A 22,640-nucleotide genomic window follows, 5' to 3' on the forward strand; every position below is an offset into this window, starting at 1 on the left:
GCCATGTATCAAAGCCTTCTCGCCACAACTTCGAGTGAAGGTCTGCAACCGCTGGGCACGGCGGCGCAGCGGTCGTTCGAACTGGTGAGCGGGGCGGTGCGGGCGCGGCTGGGCGAGGAACACGCACTGATCTTCGCCGAGCCGGTGGCGGCGCAGCATGGCGAGGCGATCGATTGGCACGCCCCCCGCGAGGGGCGGGCGCTGACCCTCTCCGAACTCTCGGACGCCGAACGCGCAGCGCTCAAGGCGCAGCTCGCCCAGCTGGTCGCCGAGATCCGCGCCGAGGCCGAGACGCTGGCCTCCAGCCCCGCGCCGAACGACCAGCGGCTGGGCGAGGCGCTGCTGAACGCGCTGGAGATCCCGGGCGAGGACATGATCCGCGCCATCCGCGACGCCTCGGGCGCGCTGCACCCGGTGCTGCTGCACTGGGCCTGGCTGCGCGACGAACAGCGCGCCGTGCGCGGCGTGCTGAGCACCCTTGTCGCGCGCCCCGCCGCGCCCGTGGCCGAGCCCGCCCCGGAGGAGAAACGCGCCTCCCCGGCGCTCTGGTGGCTCTTGCTGCTCGGCTGGCTGCTGCTGGCTCTGATGCTGGCCGCGATCCTCTGGCTTCTGGTCAAACCCTGCGGCCTCTGGCGCACCGGCCCGGATTTCTGCCCTGTGCCGCAGGCGGCCATCGCGGCGGCGCTGACCGAGACCCGCGTGGCGGCAGACGAGGTTGCCGCGCTCGAACGCGAGATTGCGCTGGTCGACCGCGGCTGCCAGCCGACCATTCCGGTGCTGCCCGCCGTCCCGGAAACCGCGCCTGAAACCACACCGGACGCGCCGCAACAGAAAACCGGCCTCGAACCCGGCGAGGCCGAGCGCAAGGCCGCGCTCGACCGCGCGCAAGGCCGGGGTGTCGAGGTCAAGGCGCTGACCTTCCTGCTGGAATGGTCCGGCCCCGCCGATATCGACCTCACCGTGACCTGCCCGGCAGGCCCCACCGTCTCGCGCGAGACGCCCGACGCCTGCGAGGCCACCCTGGCGCTTGATGCCAGCACCGATATCCCCATCGACGACCCTGTCGAGGCGGTGACCTTCCCCGCCGCCCCCTCTGGACTTTACAAGGTGACGGCCCATCTCAGGGACGCCCGCGGCGCGGCGCAGGTGCCGGTCCGGCTGCACATGTTTCGCCAAGATGGACCTTCGCGAAGCTATGCGGGTATGCTGGAGGCAAAGCAGGCCGATTGGACGACAAACATAAGCATTTCGAGGTAGGCAGCATGAAGCATTCCCGACATCTGGCGCAGCTGACCGACTGGCGCGACGAGATCGCGCTGGTGCCGTGGTCGGGCACGCAGATGCTGGACTTCGGCTTCCGTCTCGACACGCTCGACCTGCGCGCCGCGCGGTTCATCGAGCGGGTGGTCGGCGGCACCGAGGCGCATGAGGAATGGGCGCTCCTGCCACTCACCGGCGAGGCCGAGGCGGACGAGGCCGTCGAAGCGGGCGCGCGGCCCGATGACGACGAATATTCGGTGCGCCCGGTCGCGGCGCTGGAACCCTTCCTCGAGAAATGGGTGCCGGTGCCGGTCCTGCGCATCAAGAACGACCGCGGCCCCGGCGGCGAGGAACGCTTCGATCCCGGCCCGACCAGCTGGGCGCGGCTGCGGGTGGTCGAAATCGACGAACCCGACCCCGACACCGGCCATACCCACCGGGTGCAGCTCGCGCTCGACACCGCGCTGATGGACGGCGACCAAAGCCACCAATATGTCGCCCCCGAAGTGAGCGACGCCGAGAAATCGCGCGATTTCCGCTTCGTGTCCGACCCGGCGCGCATGGACTGGTTCCTGCGCCGTCTCGAACCCGACAGCAGCGGCGAGATGCTGGACCTGCAGAAATGGGTCTCGGACTGGCTCGACGAGCTGTTCATGGCCTTCAAGCGGGCCGAGCGGCCGGGCCGCAAGATCACCCACGAGGGGCTGGCGCACCGCTTTGAACATTGGGCGCGGTATTTGGCCTTCCTGCGGCTGATCGACAACGCGGTGAAGATCCCCAAGATCCGCTTTGCCAATACCGTCAGCTCGCGCGAGGGCGTCACCCCGGTCGAGGTCGAGCTGGTGCTCGACGTCGGCAATTCGCGCACTTGCGGCATCCTGATCGAACGCTTTCCGGGCGAGATGAAGCTCGACCTTGCGCGGTCCTTCCCGCTGGAGGTGCGCGACCTCTCGCGCCCCGAGTTCAGCTATTCCGGGCTGTTCGAGAGCCGTGTTGAGTTCTCCGAGCACCGCATGGGCGACGAACGCTTTGCCTCGCGCTCGGGGCGGCGCAATGCATTCCTCTGGCCCTCCATCGTCCGGGTCGGGCCCGAGGCGCTGCGGCTGGTGGCCGGCGAAGAGGGCACCGAGACCGCCTCGGGCCTGTCCTCGCCGAAACGCTATCTCTGGGATGACGCCGCCGTTCAGCAGGACTGGCGCTTTCATCACCACAACGACCCCAACAACCTGCCGAAATCCCTGCGCGCCGCCATGCGCCACCTGAACGAGGCGGGCGACGTGCTGGCGCAGATCAAGGCGGACGAGGCGGCGCGGCTGCGCCCCCGCGGGCGCACGCCGATGACCCCGGCGATCCGCCCGCGCTTTGCCCGCGCCTCGCTCTTCGGCTTCATGCTGGCCGAGATCATCGCCCATGCGCTGATCCAGGTGAACGCGCCCGGTGCCCGCGCGCGGCGCGCGCAATCCGAACTGCCGCGCCACCTCGACCGGATCATCCTGACCCTGCCGACCGCCACCACGGCGCAGGAACAGGCGATCATCCGGTCCAAGGCCAAGGGCGCGCTGGAACTGGTCTGGACCATGCTGGGCCTCAAGGACGGCGAAAGCAGCATCTCGCGCAAGCCCGAACTGATCGTCGAATGGGACGAGGCAAGCTGCACCCAGCTGGTCTGGCTCTATTCCGAACTCACCCAGAAGTTCGACGGCCGCATCGACCGCTTCCTGCGCCTCAAGGGGCGCGAGCGCAACGGCGAGCCCTCGCTGCGGCTGGCCTGCATCGACATCGGCGGCGGCACCACCGACCTGATGGTGACGACCTATACCGGCGAGGCGGGCAGGGTGCTGCACCCGGAACAGAACTTCCGCGAAGGCTTCCGCGTGGCCGGCGACGAGCTGCTGCAACGCCTGATCGCCACGGTGATCCTGCCCGGTATCCAGCGGGCCATCGAGGCGGCGGGCGGGCGCTATGCCGGCGACAAGCTGCGCGAGCTCTTCGGCGGCGATATCGGCGGGCTCGACCAGCAGAGCGTGCAGAAGCGCCGCCAGTTCGCCCTGCGCGTGCTGATGCCGCTGGCGGTCGCCATCCTCAAGGCCAGCGAGACCGCCGAAGAGGATGCCGCGATCACCCTGCAGGTCCGCGACGCGCTGCCCGAAGGCGACCTGCCCGAAAGCCTCTGCGCCTATATCGAGGACGCGGCGGCGGGGCTGGGGGCCGAGGGCTTCCACCTTGCCGATGTCGAACTGACGCTGAACCGCGAGGACGTCGACGCCGCCGCCCGCGAGGTGTTCCAGCAGGCGCTTTCGAACATGGCCGAGGTGGTGCATCACCTGGGCGTCGACGTGGTGCTGCTCACCGGCCGCCCCTCGCGGCTGCCGGCGGTGCGGGCGATCCTGGAAGAGATGCTGGTGGTGCCGCCGCACCGTCTCGTCTCGATGCACGCCTACAAGACCGGGCGCTGGTATCCGTTCCGCGACCCGGTCACCCAGCGCATCGGCGATCCCAAGTCGACCGTCGCGGTGGGGGGCATGCTGATCGCGCTGTCGGAATCGCGCATCCCCAACTTCAAGGTCACGACCTCCGCCTTCCGGATGCAGTCGACCGCCCGCTATATCGGCGAGATGGACAGCTCGGGCCAGATCATGGCCGACCGGGTGCTGTTCCAGGATGTCGACCTCGACGCGAAGAAATCGGAGCGCGACCTGCTGGCGCATCTGACGATGTACACGCCGATCTACCTTGGCGCGCGGCAGCTGCCGCTGGAACGCTGGACCACCACGCCGCTCTACCGGCTCGACTTCGCCACCCCCGCCGCCGAGGCCCGCGCGCCGCTGCGCGTGACCTTCGAACGGACCGAATTCGACGAGGACCCCGAGGTCGAGACCTCCGAGTCGGTGCTGCGCCGCGAGGCCATGCGCGAGGCCTTCGCCGTGACCGAGCTGGAAGACGCCGAGGGCACGGCGATGAAACCCGGCGAAGTGAGACTGCGTTTACAGACACTCGGCTTTGCCGATGAATACTGGATCGACACCGGCCTGTTCAGGCTGTGAAAGGGCATTTGATGGTGACGCAGGACCAGCAGAAACTCGCGGCCGATTGCGCCGAGGTGGCCGAGGTCACGTCGCAGGCGCTCGCCTGGGTCGAGACGCCCGCCAATGCCGCGCTGATCGGGGCCGAGGCACGCTCGCTGACGCAGATGATGCGCAAGGGGCTGCGCCGGGCGCGGCGTCTGGCGCAGGCGGCGGAAAAGCCGATGTCGGTCAGCGTCTTCGGCCCCAGCCAGGCGGGCAAGTCCTTCCTCGTCTCGGTGCTGGCCCGCCCCGAGGGCGGCCGCCTGGTGGGCGATTTCCCCGGCCGCAGGCTCGACTACATCTCCGAGGTGAACCCCGAGGGCGAGGGCGAAAGCACCGGCCTCGTCACCCGCTTCACCATGCGCCGCGAACCGACGCCCGAGGGCTTTCCGATCAAGCTCACGCTGCTCTCCGAGGCCGATATCGTCCGCACTATCGTCAATTCCTTCTTCAACGACGGTGACGAATCCGAGGTGCCGCCCGACGCCGCCGAACTTTCCGCCCACCTTGACGCCTTCAAGGCGCGGGCCGGGGCCGCGCGCCCCGGACTTGATGCCGACGCGGTGCACGAGATCGGCGAATATATCGAAAGCGTCTTCCGCAAGTCGGCCTATGCCGCCGCGCTGAAACCCTTCTGGGACGAGGCCGCCGAGATCGCGCCGCGCCTCTCGGCTTCCGACCGGGCCGGCTTCTTCGCCATCCTCTGGGGCCGGCACGAGGCGCTGGGCGCGCTCTACCAGCAACTTGCCGACGCTCTGGCCCAGCTCGACCATTCCGGCACCGTCCATGTCACCCTCGACGCGCTGACCCCGCGCGAGCAATCCATAATCGACGTGAAAACGCTGGCCGGCCTGCGCGGCGCGCCGGTGGGCCCCGCGCTCCAGGTCCGCACCGAGGCGGGCCGCGTGGTGCAGATGCCCCGCGCCGAGCTGTGCGCCCTGGCGGCGGAACTGGTCTTCCCGATGGCCGAGCAGCCGTCGGAACTCTTCGGCCGCACCGACCTTCTCGACTTCCCCGGCGCCCGCAACCGCTTCGAGGAACCGCTCTCCAAGACGCTGGCAAACCTCGACAAGAACCTCCACGAGTTGCTTCTGCGCGGCAAGGTCGCCTATCTCTTCGACCGCTATGTCGAGAACCAGGAGATCACCTCCATGCTGCTCTGCGTGCCGGGCAGCAACATGGAGACGCTCGACCTGCCGGGCCTTGTCGACAACTGGATCGCGCTGACCCATGGCCGCACGCCGGAACAGCGGGCGCAGACCGACAACGTGCTGTTCTTCGTGCTGACCAAGTTCGACATGCAGCTGGCCGACAGCGCCGCCGAAGGGGGCGCGGTGACGCGGTTCGAACGCCGCATGAAGGCCTCGCTGCTCGAACGCTTCGGGCGCGGCAGCGACGGCTGGGTCGAGGAATGGGCGCCCAACCGCCCCTTCGACAACTGCTATTGGCTGAGGAACCCCAACTACTTCGTCGACGGGCTGATCGACTATGACGACAACCGCCGCGAACTGCGCCTGCGCCCCGACAAGGAGGCCCGCGTCGCCGAGCTGCGCGAGGGCTGCCTCGCCGCCGAGCCGGTGCAGCGCCATTTCGCCGACCCCGCCGCCGCCTGGGATGCCGCCCTGGCGTTGAACGACGGCGGTGTGACCTATCTGACCGACGCGCTGGCACGGGTCTGCAAGCCCGACAGCAAGCTGCGCCAGATCCGCGTGCAACTTGATGAAATCGCCGGGAAACTGACCCAGGCGCTGGCGCCGTTCCACGTCTCGGACGATGTCGAACAGCGCATCGTCGAGGCGCAGGAGACGGTCACCCGCGTCATCGACGACCTCGAACAGGCGCTGGCGCGGCACCGCTTCGGCGCGGTGCTTTCGGCGCTGATGGTCGACCAGGACGAGATCGAGGGCCGCATCGCCCGAGTGCCCAGTTCGGTGCGCATCACCTCTGCCGTCAGCGCCGCCAGCGCCGACCCGACCACCGGGCCGGCAAGGCCGGGCCGCCCGGCGCGGCCGCGCCCCACCGGCAGCGACATCCGCACCATGACGCTGGAGCAGTTCCAGGCCGAAACCGCGCTCGAAGCCTGGATCGACCGGCTCAAGGCCTTCCGCGACGACCGCGCGCTGCGCGCCGCCTGGGGCATCACCGACAGCCCCGCCGCCGACCTGGTCACCGGGCTGATCCACGCCGCCCGCCGCACCAATCTCTCGCGCCGCACGGCGGACGAAATCGCGGCGGTGAACTTCGGCCTCAATGTCGAGAAGCAGGCGCAGCCCGCCTCGATCATCGGCGCGGAAGAGATCAACAGCTTTGTCGCCACCCTCGGGATGCGCGACCTTCCCGCCTCGGAACGGCCCAAGGTCGAAACGCCCGCCGGTCCGCGCCCGGTCTTCACCGAGGCTGCGGGTCATGACAGCGTCGACAGCCTGCCGGCGCGGGCACTCAACGTCGCCGAGGCCACCTGGAGCGACTGGGTCTTCGCGCTCGACGCGCTGTTTGTCGCCAATGCCAAGGACGGGGCAGGGGGCGCGATCGACATCGAACAGAACCTCGCGCTGGGCCGCATCCTCGGCGCGCTGAACGGGCATGGCCGCGCATGACGCTCAACGTGCATCCCGATCCGCAGGAAAAGGCCGGGGGCTATGCCTTCCTGGAACTGCCGGGCGGGACGCTGCGCGGCGACAACGTGAATGTCGCCGTCTTCGACGCCTATGGAGAACGCTGGCTCGCCGCCGCCGAGGCGCCGGGCGCGCGCATCGGCATCGGCGATCCGCATTGGCAGAGCGAGCGGTTCGAGTTCGGGCCCTATCCGGTCTACCGCCACGAGGGGGCGGACTGGGTGCATATCGGCCCCGAGATCGTCAACAAGGTCGAGGAATACGCGCCGCTGCGGCTCAGCCTCGGCGGGCGTGACTATGACATCGCCTGGCCCGACGACGTGCCGCCCCGCGCCGGGGCGGCGGTGCTGGGTGGCATCCGGCCCGTGGCGCGCCCGGTGAAGGAGACCGAGACCGCGCCGCTGGTCGGCCGCGCCGAACCGGCGCAGGCTGAGGAGACAGTGGTGGCTCCGCCGCCACGCCCGGCGCCCGCGCCAAAGCCCGAGCCCAAGCCGGACCCCGCGCCGGTGCGCACGACGAAACGGCCCAATCTCTGGCTGCCGCTCCTGCTGCTGCTTCTGCTGGCCGCCGGCGGCGCTGCCGCCTGGTGGTTCTGGCCACGCAAAGAGCCGACCGAGACCGCCGCCGCCGCCGAACCCGCCCCAGCCCCCGCGCCGCAGCCCGTCGCCGCCACCCCACCCGCGCCCAAGGGCGAACCCTGCGCGCTCGCCACGCTCGCGGCGATCCCCGATTTCCCCGCCGCCGACGCCGCGCTGCGCCAGTGCGGCAAGGACGTGACGCCCGACACCGCGCTCGAGGTGATCGAGGCCCATGCGGCAAAGGACGATCCCGGCGCGCTGCTGCTGATCGGCACGCTCTACGACGAGAACAGCATCGACCCCCGCATCGAGACGCTGATCGGCTTGACCTTTGCACCGGACATCGCCCGCGCGGTCGAGTATTATGCCCGCGCGGCCAAGGCCGGATCGACGGCGGCGCCGGCCAAGCTGGCCGACGGCTGCAAGCGCCTCCAGGGGGCGGACGCGACATTGGCCAAGGGGGCGTATGATGATTACTGCGGTTAAGGCTTTCACCCTTGCATTCGCACTCGCGGTCTATGGGGCGCCGCTGGTGGCGCAGACCCCCGCGCGCCCGCTGCTGGTCGAGGGCCGCAAGACCGTCTACCAGCGCGTCCTGACCCGCCCCGACGCGCCGCGCTACACCGCCACCAACGGCGCCCCTGCGGCGATCTATCCGGCGTTCCAACCGCTCTACGTCTATGCCGCCGAGCCGGGCTGGTACCAGGTCGGCCGCTCGATCTCCTCCGGCCCCGAGGGCTGGGTCAAGGCCGACAGCGTGGTCGAGTGGAAGCAGAACATCGTCGCCGCCTTCACCAACCCCGCCGGCCGCCAGCGCCAGGTGCTCTTCGACACCGAAGCGCGGCTGCGCGCGATCATGGAGGACAAGACGCTGCCCGAGATGCAGCAGCAGATCCTCGGCCAGGTGCTGGCCGGCAGCGTCTCTGCCGAAACCGGCGTCGTCGCCGCCGAGCCGCCGGTCTTCGTCAACATCGTCGACCGCCTCTACCTCATGCCGATCCTCGACTTCGTGCAGGACCTGCACCCGCTGAACTACGAGGAAAACCTGCTGATGAAGGTCGCCTCGGTGCCGCTGCGCGAGGAAACCGCCGCGACCCCGGCCAAGGCCGACAGCTTCGACGTCGGCATCGTCTTCGTCTTCGACACCACCTCGTCGATGGAGCCCTATATCTCCCGCACGCAGGCCGCCGTGGAACAGGTCGTGCGCGACATGGCTGGCACCGGCATCGGCGAGCGGGTGAACTTCGGCGTCGTCGCATTCCGCGACAACAACGCCGTCGCGCCGGGGCTGGAATACCGCACCCGCACGCTGCTGCCGCTGCAGCGGCGCAGCGACCAGACGCCGGTGCTCGCCACCATCCGCGCCGCCACCCGCGTCGCCAGCGTCGACTCGCCCGGCTTCAACGAGGACAGCCTGGCCGGGGTCGAGGATGCGGTCGACCTGACCGACTGGAACGGCGGCGGCGATCCCTTCGACGCGCGCATCGTCATTCTCATCACCGACGCCGGCCCGAAGGAGATCAACGACCCCAACGCCCGCAGCCAGATCGGCGCGAAGGAGCTGCAGCGCGCCGCGCAGGACAAGGGTGTCGCCATCATGACGCTGCACCTCAAGACCCCGGTGCCGGGCGAGGCGCAGCACGCCTATGCCGCCCGCGAATACCGCGACCTCTCGCGCTTCAACAACGATACCTTCTACTACGGCATCGAGAACGGCTCGCCCGAGGCCTTCGAGTCGACCGTCCACCGCCTCGTCACCGCGATGACCGACGTGATCCGCGAGGCGCGCAGCGAGACGCCGGTGCTGCCGGCGGCGCAGAAGGGGCCGGAACTGGTCAATCTCGGCCTCGCCATGCGCCTTGCCTGGCTCGGCCGCACCCAGGGCACCGAGGCCCCCGACGTGATCGAGGGCTGGGTCTCGGAGAAAGCCATCGAGGACCCCGCCAAGCTGGCGATCGAACCGCGTCTGCTCGTCACCAAGAACGAGATGGCGACCATGGCCGACCTGCTGGCGCAGTTGCTCACACTGGGCGAACAGGCGCGCGGGGCCGAAGATGCGGCAAGCTTCTTCACCCAGGTCCGCGACGTCGTGGCCCGCATGGCGCAGAACCCCGACCGGCTGGTCAATACCGACAGCAACACGCTGGGCGGCGCGCTCGAATTCCTCGAGGATCTGCCCTACGAGAGCCAGTTGATGCTGACCACCGAGGAACGCTGGGCGCAAAGCGCGATGAACCGCCGCCAGATCCTCGACGGGATGCGCCAGAAGCTGGTGCAATACCGCAAGTGGCTCTTGAACCCCGATGTCTGGACACCCCTCTTCGATGGCGCACCCGACGGCGAATACGTCTTTGCGATGCCCTTCGACGTATTGCCCTGAGGCGCGCGTGGCGGGCCTGCGGCTGAGCGGGGCGCGGATCGACCTGCGCGACGGCGACCGTGCCTTCCGGCTCGAGGTCGACGAGCTGACGCTCGACGCCGGCCAGGCGGTGGCGCTGACCGGGGCCAGCGGCTCGGGCAAGACGCTGCTGCTTGAACTGCTGGGCCTGCTGCGGGCGCCGGGGCCGGGGACGGCCTATCGCCTGGGCGAAAGCGACCTTGCCGCGCTCTGGTCTCACGGCCCGCGCGCCGCCGCGCTGGCGCGGGGGCGGGGCGCGCATTTCGGTTTCGTGCCGCAGACCGGCGGGCTGATGCCCTTTCTCACCGTGGCCGAGAACGTCGCCCTGCCGCAGGCCATTGCGGGCCGCCGCGACGCGGGCCGCGTCACCGCGCTGATCGACCGGCTGGGGCTGGGCGACGTGGCGGCCCTGCGCCCCGGCGCGCTTTCCATCGGCCAGCGCCAGCGCACCGCCATCGCCCGCGCGTTGGCGCATCGCCCGCCCTTCGTCATCGCCGACGAACCCACCGCCGCGCTCGACCCCGACAGCGCCGACCGGGTGCTCGACCTGCTGCTGGAAACCGCCCGCGCCGAGGGCTCGGGTGTGATCCTGTCGTCGCACGATATCGCCCGGATGGACCGTTTCGCCATCCCGCGCCGGGCGCTGGGCGTGACGACCGAGGGCGCCACGGTGCTCTCACGGCTCGGGGGCGCGCCATGCTGATCGCCACGCTGGCCTGGCGCGACCTGATCCGCGACCGCTTCTTCCTGCTCTGCAACACCGCGGTGATGGTCGGCATCCTGGTGCCGCTGCTGGTGCTCTTCGGGGTCAAGAACGGCGTCTATGCCGCGCTGGTCGGCCAGATGCTGGCGGACCCCGCCAACCTGCAGATCGACACCGCCGGCAATGCGACTCTGACCGAGGCCGAGATAGCGCCCCTGCGCGACTGGCCCGAGATCGCCTTTGTCACGCCCAAGGTGCGTACCCAGTTCGACTACATGAACATCCGCGCCAAGGACGGCCGCCGCATCCGCCCGGCGCTGGTGATCCCGACCGGCGCGGGCGACCCGACCCTGCCCAAAGACGCCGCGCTGGGCGCGGGCGAGGTGGCGGTCAGCGCCCAGTTGGCGAAACAGCTCGACCTCGCGCCGGGCACCGAATTGCAGCTCATCAGCCAGGCCGAGGATCGCCCGAAACAGCTGTTGCTGCCGGCGCGCGTCGCCATCGTGCTGCCCGAAAGCGCCACCGCCGGGGCCGCGGTGCTGGCGCCCTTCGCCACGCTCGACCTGATCGAGGCCTTCTACGACAGCTACAGCCTGCCCGAGCATGGCATCGAGGGCACTAAACCGCTCGCGGACCGGGTCCCCGTCTATTCCGGCCTGCGCGCCTACGCCCGCTCGCTCGAAGGGCTGGCGCCGCTGCAGGCGCGGATCGAGGCACAGCTCGGCATGGGCACCACCGCCAACACACGGGCGGTGGAATCGCTGCTGGGCCTCGGGCGCAAGCTGAACCTCGCGCTGGCGGGCACGGCGGTGCTGGCCGCCATCGGGCTGGGCGCGGCGCTGGTGCTGGGCTTCTGGTCCGACGTGGCACGCAAGAAGACCGTGCTCGCCACCATTGCGCTGCTCGGCGTGCCGGGGCGCGACCTGGCGCTCTTCCCCGTGTTTCAGGCGCTGATCACCGCCGCTCTCGGCCTTGTGAGCAGCTTTGTTCTCTATGCCATCGCGGCGCAGGGCGCGGCGGCGCTCTTTGGCGAAGGTCTGCCGGGCGAGGCGCCGCTGGCGGTGATCTCGGCCGGGCAGGGGGCGCTGATCTCGCTCGCCGTGCTGGCGCTGGTCGCCTGCGCCGCCGCCGCTGCCGCATGGTCGGCGCAGCGGCTCGATCCGGCCTCGGTGCTGCGGGAGGGCACATGAAACGCCTCGCTCTCATCCTCGCCCTCGCGGCGGCCCCGGCGCAGGCCCAGGACTGGCCGCGCGAGGTCTACGACCCGGCCACCGAGGGCGCGCCCGCCGACCTCGTGCTGCCGATGCCCTGCGGTGGGGCGATGGCCTTCCAGAAGGTCACCGTGCCCGTCGACGCCTCCGACCCGCTGGCCGACCGCCGCCTGCGGCTGGGCCAGACGCTCGACGACACCGGCTATTCCGACTACCTCAGCCCGGCCTTCCTGCGCGGCAGCTTCACCGACGCTGCGACTGGTACCACCCATTACTACATCGCCCGCTACGAGTTGACCGAGGGCCAGTATCGCGCCCTGATCGGCGATTGCCACGCGCCCGAGCGCAGCGACCGGCTGGCGCGCGGCGGGCTGTCCTGGTTTGACGCGGTCTCGCTGGCGCAGACCTACTCCGAATGGTTGATCGCGCAGCGCCCGCCGGGGCTGCCGGTCGAGGACGGGGTGCCCGGATTTGTCCGCCTGCCGACCGAGACGGAATGGGAATACGCCACCCGCGGCGGCGCCCGGATCGAGCCGACCAAGTTTCCCGACCGCACCTTCTTCGGCGACGGCGACCTGCGCGACTATGCCCGCCACCAGGCCGCGGGATCGGGGCGCGGGGCGTTGGGGCCGGTCGGGCTGCGCAAGCCCAACCCCCTGGGACTCTACGATGTTTACGGCAATGCCGAGGAACTGATGCTCGACCCCTTCCGCCTGAACGCGGTGGGCCGCGCCGGCGGGCAGGTCGGCGGCATCGTCACCCGTGGCGGCTCGGTGCTCTCGACACCCGACCAGATCTACTCGGCGCAGCGCACCGAGTATCCGCCCTTCGACCCCGCGACCGGCGCGCCCATCGCCGGGGCCACCTTCGGAATGCGGCTGGTGATCGCCACCCATATCGCCACCTCCGACGCCCACCTGCGCGCGATCCGCAACCGCTGGGACGAGATCGCCGGCGCCGAGCCCGACGCCGCCATCGCCGAGACCGACCCGCTGGCGCTGCTCACCGGGCTGATCGAGGCGGAAACCGACCCCGGCCGCCAGGACGCGCTGAACGAGCTCAAGCTCCAGTTCCGCCGCGCCGGCGACCGCGCCCAGACCGCGCAGAGCCAATCGGCCCGCGCCACCCTGCTGGCCGGCGCGGTCTTCGTCGAGTCGCTCGACAACAACGCCGCCGCCATCGCCGCCAAGGCCGCCAATATCCGGATGCTGGTCGATCTGCAGAAGAACGGCAACCAGACCGCCTTCTACGCCCGCCAGGTCGAGAAACACGTCCAGGAGATCGGCGAGCTGCGCGCCGCGCAGGCGACCTACCTGCTGTCCTTCCGTGCCACCCTCGAGTCGCTGAACGCCGATGTCGCCCCGACCGTGCGGGAGTCCGCCTATGCGGTGCTGCGCGAGGAAATGTCGCTCGCCGGCCGCTCGGCCCTTCTGCGCAAGCTCGACCGCTTCTGGGGCGACGTCGAAGCCTATGCCGACCGCCCCGACCTTGGTCCGGACGCGCTCCTGGCGATGGCGCTCGACTAGGGTCGGGCAATCGTGACTTTGACTGTGTCACAGTTTGGCGTAGATTATAGGGGAAGGCGGTGCGCAGACTTGACGAAAGGGCGCCGTTTTGTTCCGCTGGCGGTTCCGCTGGTGGGCGCGGAGGTAACGCTGTGACACCGCACAGGAAACTGGCGGAATTATGCCCCGGAGGTTTTTGAAGATGTTGAAAAGCAAACTTTTGTCGACGCTGACGATGGCGGCCCTGATCGCCGTGCCGGTCGAGCGTGCCCAGGCCAGCGATGCGGGTGCCGCCATCGGCGGCATGATCCTCGGTGGCATCATTGTCAACGAGATGAACAAGAACAAGCAGCGCCAGCGCACGGTCTATCGCACCGCGCCGGCCTATTCGGTGACGCGGGAAGAGAACCGGCAGATCCAGACGGCGCTGAACTACTTCGGCTACAATGCCGGCACCGCCGATGGTGTGATGGGCAGCCGCTCGCGGTCGGCCGTTTCGCAATACCAGGCGCAGATGGGCTTTACCCCCGACGGCCAGATCGACCCCTACGAGCGCGACTTCCTGCTCGGCTCGTATCAGCGCGCGCTGTCGAGCTCGCATGTCGCGCCCTATAACCAGATCATGGCGACCCAGGGCCCGTCCGGCCTGCTGCGCACCTATCGCAACGAGCAGCTCGGTATCGCCACAACCGCCGCGCAGCCGACGCCGGCCCCGGCACCGATCCCGGCCCCCGCGCCGATGCCCGCCCCGGTGGCCACCGCCGCCCCGGCTCCGGCTCCCGTGCCTGCACCGGCCCCGGCGCCGGCACCGGTGACCGCGCGCCAGGACAACGCGGCGCTGCCGTCCTTCACCTTCGGCCAGACCGACCGTTCGGTGAACGAACACTGCAACCAGATCAACGTGCTGACCGCGGCCAATGGCGGCATCACCGCGCCGGGACGGGTGCAGGATGCGGAATTCGCGCTCAACGAGCAGTTCTGCCTGGCCCGCACCCATGCGATGGCGGAAAGCACCTCGATCACCGCGACGATCCCCAACATGACCGACGCGCAGATCGCGCAGCAGTGTGAGGGCCTGGCCCAGGTGATCGCACCGCAGCTCGGTAATCTCGCCGGCTCGCGCCCCGACCAGGTGATCGCCGATACCTCGGCGGTGCTGCAGCAGTCGGGCCAGCCGATCGACCAGCTGGCCGCAGGCGGCAAGGTCTGCCTCGGCGTCGGCTATCGCACCGACAACGCCCAGATGGCGCTGGCCTCGGCCGTGCTGCTGGCGGCCTCGGGTCAGCTTGGCTATGGCGAGGTGATCAGCCACCATATGCGCGAGGGCTTCGGCACCGCCAAGGCCGACCCGGCACGGGCCAACGCCTGGATGCAGATGGCGCTGGACACCGTGACCTCGACCGCCGGCGCGGCGGTGATGGGCCAGTCGCCCGACCGGGTTGCGGTTCTGCAGGACGCCACCGCGGGCGGCGGCGGCTCGGCCAAGCTGCCGTCCTTCCCGGCCAAGAACTGATCCGCGCGACACGCCTGGAGGGTGACGCCCGTCCCCGCAGGGGGGCGGGCGTTCCGTATTCAGGGAGCGCGCCTGGCGGAGGTTCACGCCCCTGGGTCAGGCAGGATTCGGGGGGCGCTGCCCCCGCCGCGCCCCTGGGGCGCGGCCCCCCCGGAGGTATTTGGAAAGAAGAGAAATCAGGGGGAGTTTTGCGTTTTCTTCTCTTTGATAAATACTCCAGGGACCCGGCAGGGCCAGGACTGACAGTTGGCAAGGGCGCCGGGAGGGCGGCATGAGAACAATCGTGATGGCGCTGGTCCTGCTGCTTGCGGCAGGCGGGGCGCGGGCGGACCGGGTGAACGGCGCGAGCGAGGCGCTGAACGGGTTCCGCGCCAAGGTCGGCCTGGCGCCGCTGGCGCATTCGGGGCAACTGCAGCAGGCGGCGGAGCGCCATGCGCGCGACCTGCTGGCGCGGGGCGGGCTGTCGCACCGGGGCGCGGACGGCAGCACCGTCGGCGACCGGGTGATGCGCACCGGCTATCGCTATTGCACCGTGGCCGAGAACATCGGGCGCGGGCAGCGCTCGCTGGAGGAGATCATGCTGGGCTGGGCCGGGTCGGACGGGCACCGGGCCAATATGCTTCTGGCGAATGTCCGCAACTACGGCCTTGCCTGGGAGAAGGGCAATATCTGGGTGCTGGTGCTGGCGGCGCCGGGCTGCTGAGTCAGCAGAGCCGTTCCAGCAGGTCGAGGAAGGCCTTCCGTTCCGCCGGGCTCAGCGGGGCGAGCGTGGCGGCGGTGATGCCATGGGCCAGCGGCGCCAGCCGGTCGAAGGCGGCGCGGCCCTCCGGCGTCGGTTCCAGCAGGATGCGGCGGTTGTCGCCGGGGTCCGGGGTCGCCGCGACATAGCCCTTGCGGCGCAGCCGGTCGATCACGCCCTTGATCGTCGCCGCATCCATCGAGGTCGCCCGCCCCAGGGCGTTCTGCGAAGCCTGGCCGGACTGGCAGAGCCGGGCCAGCGCCGCGAACTGGGTCGGCGTCAGCTCGGGGATGCCCTGGGCGAAGAGCGCGAGGTGGCGCTGGTTGGCGCGGCGCATCAGGTAGCCGACCTGGCGGTCGAGCAGGTATGTCTGGTCGGGATCAGGCATCGGGGCCTCGGGCGTTGACAGGTTTCGGGGCCTGGCTCACACTGTTTGTATACGAACAAGATCGACGCTCCAACCGCGAAGGAGAATCGGCCGTGGGAGCCTATCTGCAACCCCGTGACCTGGACGAGGCGCTGCGCCACCTTGCGCAGGGGCCGCTGACCGTGGCGGCGGGCTGCACCGACCTGTTCCCGGCGACCGAACGGCAGCGGCTGGCGGGCGACGTGCTGGACATTTCGGGGCTGGCGGGCCTGCGCGGGGTATCGCGCCACGCGGACGGCTGGCGGATCGGGGCGGGGACCACCTGGAGCGAGGTGATCGCCGCCGACCTGCCCGCGGGTTTCGACATGCTGAAGGCGGCGGCGCGCGAGGTCGGTTCGGTGCAGATCCAGAACGCCGGCACGCTGGGCGGCAACCTCTGCAACGCCTCGCCGGCGGCCGACGGGGTGCCGCCGCTGCTGGCGCTGGGAGCCTCGGTCGAGCTGGTCTCGGCCTCGGGCGCGCGGGTGCTGCCGCTGGAGGAGTTTCTGATCGGCCCGCGGCGCACGGCGCGGCGGGCCCAGGAATTGCTGAGCGCGGTGCTGGTACCGGAGGCGGCGGGCGCCTCGACCTTCCGCAAGCTGGGGGCGCGGCGCTACCTGGTGATCTCCATCGCCATGGTCGCGGCGCGGCTGGTCTTGCGCGAGGGCCGGATCGAACGGGCCTGGGTCGCGGTCGGCGCTTGCAGCCCGGTGGCGCGGCGGCTGGGCGCGCTCGAGGCGCGGCTGGTCGGCATGGGCGCGGCGGAAGTGGCCGGGCTGGAGCCGGGCTTCCTCGAGGGCGTTTTGTCGCCGATCGCCGATGTGCGCGGCTCTGCCGAATATCGCCTCGGCGCGGCCGAGGAACTGGTGCGGCGCAGCGTGGGCGAGCTGATGGAGGGCCGGGCATGAAGGACGCGGGCCTTGCGTCGCTGAGCATCAACGGCCGTCCCGTCGAGGTGGCCTCCGACCCCGGACGCCGCCTCTCGGATGTGCTGCGCGAGGAGCTGGGCCTGCGCGGCACCAAGGTCGGCTGCGACGCCGGCGATTGCGGCGCCTGCACCGTGCTGCTCGACGGCGCGCCGGTCTGCGCCTGCCTGACGCCGCTCGGCCGCGCGCTGGGGCGCGAGATCGCCACCGTCGAGGGCGGCGTGGCCGAGGACCTGCAGGCGAGCTTCCTGCGCCATGGCGCGGCGCAATGCGGGATCTGCACGCCGGGGATGCTGATGGCGGCCAGCGCCCTGCTGACCCGCAACGCACGTCCCTCGCGCGGCGAGGTCGAGGCGGCGCTGGGCGGGGTGCTCTGCCGCTGCACCGGCTATGCCAAGATCGTCGACGCGGTGATGGCCACCGCCACCGCCGCGCCCGCGCTGCCGAAGGCCGGCGCGGCGGTGGGCGCGCGGGTCGAACGGCTGGACGGCAGGCCCAAGGTCGACGGAAGCGAGTCCTACGGCGCCGACCATGTGCCCGAGGGGGCGCTGCTGGTGCGGGCGGTCCGCTCGCCGCATGTCGCGGCGCGCTTCGCCCTGGGCGACATCCAGAGCTGGGCCGCAAGGCACGGGGTGCAGGTCTTCACCGCCGCCGACATCCCCGGCGAGAACCGCTTCAGCGCGATCCCTGCCTTCGCCGACCAGCCGGCCCTGGCGCGCGACCGCGTGCGGATGCGCGGCGAGGCGGTCGCCATCGTCGCCGGCCCGCCCGAGGTGGTCGAGGCGCTGGACCTCGCCACCTTCCCAGTCGACTGGTCCGAGGACACCGGCCTGCGCGACCCCGACAGCGCGGAAAGCGCCGGTGCGCCGCAACTGCACGAGGACCGGGGCGGCAATATCCTGACCCGCGGCCTGGTCCGGCGTGGCGACGCCCGCGCCGCGCTGGCGGGTTCCGCACATCTGGCCGAGGTGGAGGTGCGGACCTCCTTCGTCGAACATGCCTATATCGAACCCGAGGCCGGCGTCGCCTGGATGGAGGGCGATGTTCTGGTGATCCGCGCCTGCACCCAGGCCCCGGTGATGGACCGCGACGAGACCGCGAAAATCCTCGCCCTCCCGCCCGAACGGGTGCGGATCATCCCGGCGGCCACCGGCGGCGGCTTCGGCTCCAAGCTCGACGTCTCGCTGCAGCCGCTGATCGGGCTGGTGGCTCTGCGCAGCGGCCGGCCGGCGCGGATGGTATATACCCGGCGCGAGAGCATGGCCTCGACCACCAAGCGCCACCCGGCCCATATGCAGGCGCGCGCCGGGGCCGATGCCACCGGCCGGATCACCGGCATGGTCTTCGACGGCCAGTTCGACACCGGCGCCTATGCCAGCTGGGGGCCGACGGTGGCGGTGCGGGTGCCGGTCCATGCCTCGGGGCCCTACCGCGTGCCGGCCTATGACGCGCGCTCGCGGGCGGTGCATACCAACAACCCGGTGGCCGGGGCCTTCCGCGGCTTCGGCGTGCCGCAGGCGGCGGTGGCGCAGGAGACGCTGTTCGAGGACCTGGCGCTGGCCGCCGGCATCGACCGGCTCGCCTTCCGCCGGATCAACGCGCTCAAGGACGGCGACCGCTCGGTCTGCGGGCAGGAGCTTTGGGGCGTCGGCATCGACGACTGCCTCGCGGCGCTGGAAGGCCCCTGGGCGCAGGCTCTGGCCGAGGCCGAGGCGGCGAATGCGCAGGGCGGACGCATCCGGCGCGGCGTGGGCGTCGCCTCCTGCTGGTATGGCTGCGGCAATACCGGGCTGCCCAACCCCTCGACCGTGCGCGCCGGGATCACCCGCGAGGGGCGTCTCAGGCTGCACCAGGGCGCCACCGACATCGGGCAGGGGGCCAATACCGTCATCGCCCAGATCTTCGCCGATGCGCTGGGCGTGGACCTGGCCTCGGTCGAGCTGATTGGCCCCGATACCGCGCTGACGCCCGATTGCGGCAAGACCTCGGCCTCGCGCCAGACCTTCGTCACCGGCAAGGCGGCGCTGCTGGCTGGGCAGGCGCTGCGTGCGCGGCTGCTGGCGCTGGCGAACATGGGCGACGAGGCATCCATTGCCTTCGAGAACGGCGCGGTTGTGCTGCGCGAGGGGGCCCGCAGCCGGCGGATCGCCCCCGCCGAGCTGCCGCTTGACGTTCTGGGCTATGCGCTCAGCGTCGAGGAGACCTACGACCCGCCCACCAGCGGGCTCGACGCCGACGGGCAGGGGGTACCCTATGCGGTCTACGGCTACGGCGCGCAGGTGGCCGAGGTGGCGGTCGATCTCGACCTCGGCACGGTGAAGGTGCTGCGCATCACCGCCGCCCATGACGTCGGCCGGGCAATCAACCCCGCCCTGGCCGAGGGCCAGATCGAGGGCGGCATCGCCCAGGGCCTCGGCATGGCGCTGATGGAGGAATATATCCCCGGCCGCACCGAGAACCTGCACGACTACCTCATTCCCACCACCGGCGACATGCCCGAGGTGCGCTCGATCCTCGTCGAGAAGCCCGACCCCGAGGGGCCGCTCGGCGCCAAGGGGCTGGGCGAACACGTGCTGATCCCGACCGCGCCGGCGATCCTGAACGCGATCCGCCACGCCTCGGGCGCGCGCCTCACCCGCCTGCCGGCGCTGCCGCACCGGGTGCGGGCGGCCATCCGCGAGGCCGCCCCATGACCCGCCCCTCCGGAAAATGCGCCGCGCCCCCGGCTTCTCTTCTTCATAAATATCTCCGGGGGAGCCGGCCGGAACGGGCGGGGGGGGCAGCGCCCCCGAATCCCGGCCTGCCCCGGGCGTGGACCTCTCCGGGAAGGAGCCCAGATTGACCACCGACCCCGCCCCCCGCCGCGAACGCGAGGAGAAGATCCGCTGCGATGCCTGCCCGGTGATGTGCTACATCGCCGAGGGCAAGATCGGCGCCTGCGACCGCTACGGCAATGTCGGCGGGCGGATCCTGCGCTGCGATCCGCTCACCGTGCTCGACCGCACCATCGCCGAGGGCGGCGAGATCCGGCCCTTTCTCAAGGCCGACTGGGATGGCCGCATCGTCGGCGGCGAGGACATGTTCGTCACCGCCATCGGCTCGGGCACCACCTATCCCGACTACAAGCCTGCGCCCTTCATCGTCAGCCGCGAGGTCGAGGGCGCCGATTTCGTCACCGTGGTGACCGAGGCGATCTTTTCCTATTGCGGCGCCAAGGTGAAGATCGACACCGACCGCCACCTCGGCCACGAGAGCGCGGCGGTGCGCTACCAGGGCGAGGCGGTGGGCCACATGATGACCGCCGAATACGGCTCGCAGATGATGAGCCTGGGCGGTGTCGCGCATCTGACCGGGGCCTCCAAGCCCGAGGGGCGGGCGACCTGCGAGGCGCTGCTGCGGCTGCTGAACCGCGAGGCGGTGGAGCTGGTGGTGGACGATGGCGCCACGGTCATCGTGCAGTCCGGCGCCGCGCCCATCGTCGATGGGCACCGGGAAGAGCGGATGCGGGTTGGCTGCGGCTCGGCCACCATCGGCATGTTCGCCAGCCAATGGCGCGGGCTGGTGGACGAGGTGGTGGTGGTCGACGACCATATCACCGGCGTGGTCAGCGAACACCAGGCCGGCAAGGTGCTCGGCTGGGAGGATACCGGCATCCGCATCAGGGGCCGGCGTTCGACGCCGGGGCGCTATTTCCAGGTGGCGCAGCCGGGCCTCGGCTGGGGCGGCACCGACATCACCGACCCGCTGACCATCCTCGCGCCTTTCGAGACCCGCAAGGGCGCGCGCCCCGGGCTGACCCTGCTGATGGTCTCCACCACCGGCGAGCAATATGGCTATTACATGCTCGACGAGGCCCTCGTGCCGCAGCCCGCGCCGCTGCCCGAGGCGCTGCGCCCCTCGGTCGAGCTGATCGCCGAGAATTGCGAGCCGGCGCTTTGCACCGTCATGTTCATGGGCGGGGCCGGCGGGTCGCTGCGCTCGGGCGTGACGAAGAACCCGGTGCGCCTGACCCGTTCGGTGCAGGGCCAGCGCACAAGGGTCAGCGTGGCGGGGATCCCGGCCTATGTCTGGCCCGGCGGCGGCATCACCATCATGGCCGACGTGAAGGACATGCCCGAGAACGCCTTCGGCTACGTCCCGACGCCCGCCATCGTCGCGCCGCTGGAATTCACCGTGAGCCGCGCCGAATACCGCGCGCTTGGCGGCCATGACGAGGCGGTGCGCTCGGTGGCCGACGTGCTCGAAAGCGGCGGTGAATACGGCGCTGACGTGCGCGCGGTGGCGCCGAAGGGGCCGCGGTGAGCGCCCAGGCGGCATGGCTGCCGGGCGGCCGGCTGCACCTGCACCACGGGCCGATCGACCTGGTGATCGGGGCCGAGGGGGCGGGGCGCGATGCGGCACTGCGCGCCGCCGAGGCGCGCTTTGCCACCGTGATGGAGGAACTTGTCGGCGAGCTCGCCCTGCTGCGCGCGCCCGCCGATTCGGGCCGCGTCCCTCGGGGCGCGATTGCCCGGCGGATGCACGCGGCGGTGCTGCCCTTCCTGCCCGATTTCATCACACCGATGGCGGCGGTGGCCGGTGCGGTGGCGGAAGAGATCCTGGCGGCGATGTGCGGCGCGGGCGTGCTGGAACGGGCCTATGTGAATAATGGCGGCGACGTGGCGCTGCATCTCGCGCCGGGGCAGTCCTTCCGCGCGGCGATTGCCGACGGGCTGGGCGACAGCGCCCTGATCCGCGCGGGCGACGGGGTGCGGGGCATCGCTACCTCGGGGCGGGGCGGGCGGAGCTTCTCGCTCGGCATCGCCGAGAGCGTCACCGTGCTGGCGGCACGCGCCGCCGGGGCCGACGCCGCCGCGACGATGATCGCCAATGCGGTGGACCTCCCCGGTCATCCGGCGATCCGGCGCTTGCCGGCCTGCGAGATCGCGCCCGAGAGCGACCTCGGCGCGCGGCTGGTGACGGTGGACGTCGGCGCACTCAGCGCCGCCGAGACCGCGCTGGCGCTGGAGGCCGGGGCCGAAGCGGCACGCGACGCGGTGGCGCGCGGGCTGATCGCCGCCGCGCTGCTGACGCTGAACGGGGTGCGCCGGGTCACCGGCAGGCCCGGACTGATCGAAGAGACCATCAAGGAGGCGATCCATGCCTGAATTCACCCTGCGCAAGACCATGCTCTTCATCGAGGAGATCCACCACGACGGCGGCCCCGCCGCCGCCAGCCCGCGCCGCCGGGCGGCCATCGTGGCGCTGGTGAAGAACCCCTTCGCCGGCACCTATGCCGAGGATCTGCAATCGGCGATGGACGACCTCAAGCCGCTGGGCCTGATGATGACCGACCGGCTGATCGAGGCGATGGGCGGCATCGAGGGGATCGACGGCTATGGCAAGGCCGGGCTGGTGGGCGAGCGCGGCGAGCTGGAGCATACCGCGCTCTGGCACGTGCCGGGGGGCTATGCGATGCGGGCGCGGCTGGGCGAGGCCAAGGCCATCGTGCCCTCGGCGATGAAGGTGGGCGGGGTCGGCACCCGGATCGACGTGCCGCTCGGCCATATCAACGCGGCCTATGTGCGCAGCCATTTCGACGCGATGGAGGTGGGCGTGCCGGACGGGCCCAAGGCCGACGAGCTGCTCTTTGCGCTGGCGATGACGCGCGGGCCGCGGATCCACAACCGGATGGGCGGGCTTTCGGTCTCCGAGGTCAAGGGCGAGGACGGCCTGCGCTGA

16 protein-coding genes are annotated in these 22,640 nt (G+C 70.8%); 15 read left to right on the forward strand and 1 reads right to left on the reverse strand.

Annotated features, from left to right (window positions below; all coding sequences use genetic code 11):
- The first annotated feature begins 3 nt into the window (after positions 1–3).
- The 10 genes from IE266_RS19245 (at position 4) to IE266_RS19290 (ending at position 15,551) form a co-directional block, all read left to right on the forward strand.
- Entirely contained in the window at positions 4–1,257 is a 1,254-nt protein-coding gene (locus IE266_RS19245; RefSeq protein ID WP_189681750.1) for a hypothetical protein, read from the forward strand.
- A 5-nt stretch (positions 1,258–1,262) separates the two neighbouring features.
- Positions 1,263–4,304: a virulence factor SrfB gene (locus IE266_RS19250; RefSeq protein ID WP_189681751.1), complete on the forward strand. Its 3,042-nt coding sequence runs from the start codon at positions 1,263–1,265 to the stop codon at positions 4,302–4,304.
- An 11-nt stretch (positions 4,305–4,315) separates the two neighbouring features.
- Positions 4,316–6,922 (forward strand): virulence factor SrfC family protein, encoded by a 2,607-nt coding sequence (locus IE266_RS19255; RefSeq protein WP_189681752.1) that lies wholly within the window; start codon positions 4,316–4,318, stop codon positions 6,920–6,922.
- Positions 6,919–8,004 (forward strand): SEL1-like repeat protein, encoded by a 1,086-nt coding sequence (locus IE266_RS19260; protein ID WP_189681753.1) that lies wholly within the window; start codon positions 6,919–6,921, stop codon positions 8,002–8,004. The genes IE266_RS19255 and IE266_RS19260 overlap by 4 nt, the downstream gene beginning before the upstream one ends.
- Positions 7,988–9,898: a vWA domain-containing protein gene (locus IE266_RS19265; protein ID WP_189681754.1), complete on the forward strand. Its 1,911-nt coding sequence runs from the start codon at positions 7,988–7,990 to the stop codon at positions 9,896–9,898. The genes IE266_RS19260 and IE266_RS19265 overlap by 17 nt, the downstream gene beginning before the upstream one ends.
- A 7-nt stretch (positions 9,899–9,905) precedes the next feature.
- Positions 9,906–10,619 carry an ABC transporter ATP-binding protein gene (locus IE266_RS19270; protein WP_229864290.1) on the forward strand — a complete coding sequence of 238 codons (714 nt, stop codon included), beginning with the start codon at positions 9,906–9,908 and terminating at the stop codon, positions 10,617–10,619.
- A complete protein-coding gene (locus tag IE266_RS19275; protein WP_189681756.1) occupies positions 10,613–11,809 on the forward strand; it encodes an ABC transporter permease family protein in 1,197 nt (398 codons plus the stop codon). Before IE266_RS19270 ends, IE266_RS19275 begins: the two co-directional genes overlap by 7 nt.
- A complete protein-coding gene (locus IE266_RS19280) occupies positions 11,806–13,356 on the forward strand; it encodes a formylglycine-generating enzyme family protein (protein WP_189681757.1) in 1,551 nt (516 codons plus the stop codon). Before IE266_RS19275 ends, IE266_RS19280 begins: the two co-directional genes overlap by 4 nt.
- A gap of 181 nt (positions 13,357–13,537) precedes the next feature.
- Positions 13,538–14,848: a peptidoglycan-binding domain-containing protein gene (locus IE266_RS26935; RefSeq protein WP_229864292.1), complete on the forward strand. Its 1,311-nt coding sequence runs from the start codon at positions 13,538–13,540 to the stop codon at positions 14,846–14,848.
- A gap of 271 nt (positions 14,849–15,119) precedes the next feature.
- Positions 15,120–15,551 (forward strand): CAP domain-containing protein, encoded by a 432-nt coding sequence (locus tag IE266_RS19290; protein ID WP_189681758.1) that lies wholly within the window; start codon positions 15,120–15,122, stop codon positions 15,549–15,551.
- Between the two features lies 1 nt (position 15,552).
- Here the strand turns inward: IE266_RS19290 and IE266_RS19295 are convergent, their stop codons facing one another.
- A complete protein-coding gene (locus tag IE266_RS19295) occupies positions 15,553–15,975 on the reverse strand; it encodes a MarR family winged helix-turn-helix transcriptional regulator (RefSeq protein ID WP_189681759.1) in 423 nt (140 codons plus the stop codon).
- Between the two features lie 92 nt (positions 15,976–16,067).
- Here IE266_RS19295 and IE266_RS19300 point away from each other — a divergent pair, with 92 nt between their 5' ends.
- From IE266_RS19300 to IE266_RS19320, 5 genes are all read left to right on the forward strand, one after another.
- Entirely contained in the window at positions 16,068–16,901 is an 834-nt protein-coding gene (locus IE266_RS19300) for an FAD binding domain-containing protein (RefSeq protein ID WP_229864294.1), read from the forward strand.
- Positions 16,898–19,612: a molybdopterin-dependent oxidoreductase gene (locus IE266_RS19305; RefSeq protein WP_189681761.1), complete on the forward strand. Its 2,715-nt coding sequence runs from the start codon at positions 16,898–16,900 to the stop codon at positions 19,610–19,612. Before IE266_RS19300 ends, IE266_RS19305 begins: the two co-directional genes overlap by 4 nt.
- Positions 19,613–19,823: 211 nt before the next feature.
- A complete protein-coding gene (locus tag IE266_RS19310) occupies positions 19,824–21,221 on the forward strand; it encodes a 6-hydroxynicotinate reductase (RefSeq protein ID WP_229864304.1) in 1,398 nt (465 codons plus the stop codon).
- The gene (locus IE266_RS19315; protein WP_189681763.1) at positions 21,218–22,066 is read left to right on the forward strand and encodes a UPF0280 family protein; all 849 of its coding nucleotides are present in this window, start codon (positions 21,218–21,220) and stop codon (positions 22,064–22,066) included. The genes IE266_RS19310 and IE266_RS19315 overlap by 4 nt, the downstream gene beginning before the upstream one ends.
- Positions 22,059–22,640: an amino acid synthesis family protein gene (locus IE266_RS19320; protein WP_189681764.1), complete on the forward strand. Its 582-nt coding sequence runs from the start codon at positions 22,059–22,061 to the stop codon at positions 22,638–22,640. Before IE266_RS19315 ends, IE266_RS19320 begins: the two co-directional genes overlap by 8 nt.

It is taken from the genome of Seohaeicola zhoushanensis, from assembly GCF_014656415.1.
Taxonomy (GTDB): Bacteria; Pseudomonadota; Alphaproteobacteria; order Rhodobacterales; family Rhodobacteraceae; genus Seohaeicola_A; species Seohaeicola_A zhoushanensis.

Bases quoted from the DNA above. Each gene is read 5' to 3' on its own strand.
- IE266_RS19295 (WP_189681759.1), bottom strand. From the start codon at position 15,975: ATGCCTGATCCCGACCAGACATACCTGCTCGACCGCCAGGTCGGCTAC.
- IE266_RS19280 (WP_189681757.1), top strand. From the start codon at position 11,806: ATGAAACGCCTCGCTCTCATCCTCGCCCTCGCGGCGGCCCCGGCGCAG.
- IE266_RS19305 (WP_189681761.1), top strand. From the start codon at position 16,898: ATGAAGGACGCGGGCCTTGCGTCGCTGAGCATCAACGGCCGTCCCGTC.
- IE266_RS19250 (WP_189681751.1), top strand. From the start codon at position 1,263: ATGAAGCATTCCCGACATCTGGCGCAGCTGACCGACTGGCGCGACGAG.
- IE266_RS19260 (WP_189681753.1), top strand. From the start codon at position 6,919: ATGACGCTCAACGTGCATCCCGATCCGCAGGAAAAGGCCGGGGGCTAT.
- IE266_RS19290 (WP_189681758.1), top strand. From the start codon at position 15,120: ATGAGAACAATCGTGATGGCGCTGGTCCTGCTGCTTGCGGCAGGCGGG.
- IE266_RS19310 (WP_229864304.1), top strand. From the start codon at position 19,824: ATGTGCTACATCGCCGAGGGCAAGATCGGCGCCTGCGACCGCTACGGC.
- IE266_RS19320 (WP_189681764.1), top strand. From the start codon at position 22,059: ATGCCTGAATTCACCCTGCGCAAGACCATGCTCTTCATCGAGGAGATC.
- IE266_RS19265 (WP_189681754.1), top strand. From the start codon at position 7,988: ATGATTACTGCGGTTAAGGCTTTCACCCTTGCATTCGCACTCGCGGTC.
- IE266_RS26935 (WP_229864292.1), top strand. From the start codon at position 13,538: ATGTTGAAAAGCAAACTTTTGTCGACGCTGACGATGGCGGCCCTGATC.
- IE266_RS19255 (WP_189681752.1), top strand. From the start codon at position 4,316: ATGGTGACGCAGGACCAGCAGAAACTCGCGGCCGATTGCGCCGAGGTG.
- IE266_RS19275 (WP_189681756.1), top strand. From the start codon at position 10,613: ATGCTGATCGCCACGCTGGCCTGGCGCGACCTGATCCGCGACCGCTTC.
- IE266_RS19245 (WP_189681750.1), top strand. From the start codon at position 4: ATGTATCAAAGCCTTCTCGCCACAACTTCGAGTGAAGGTCTGCAACCG.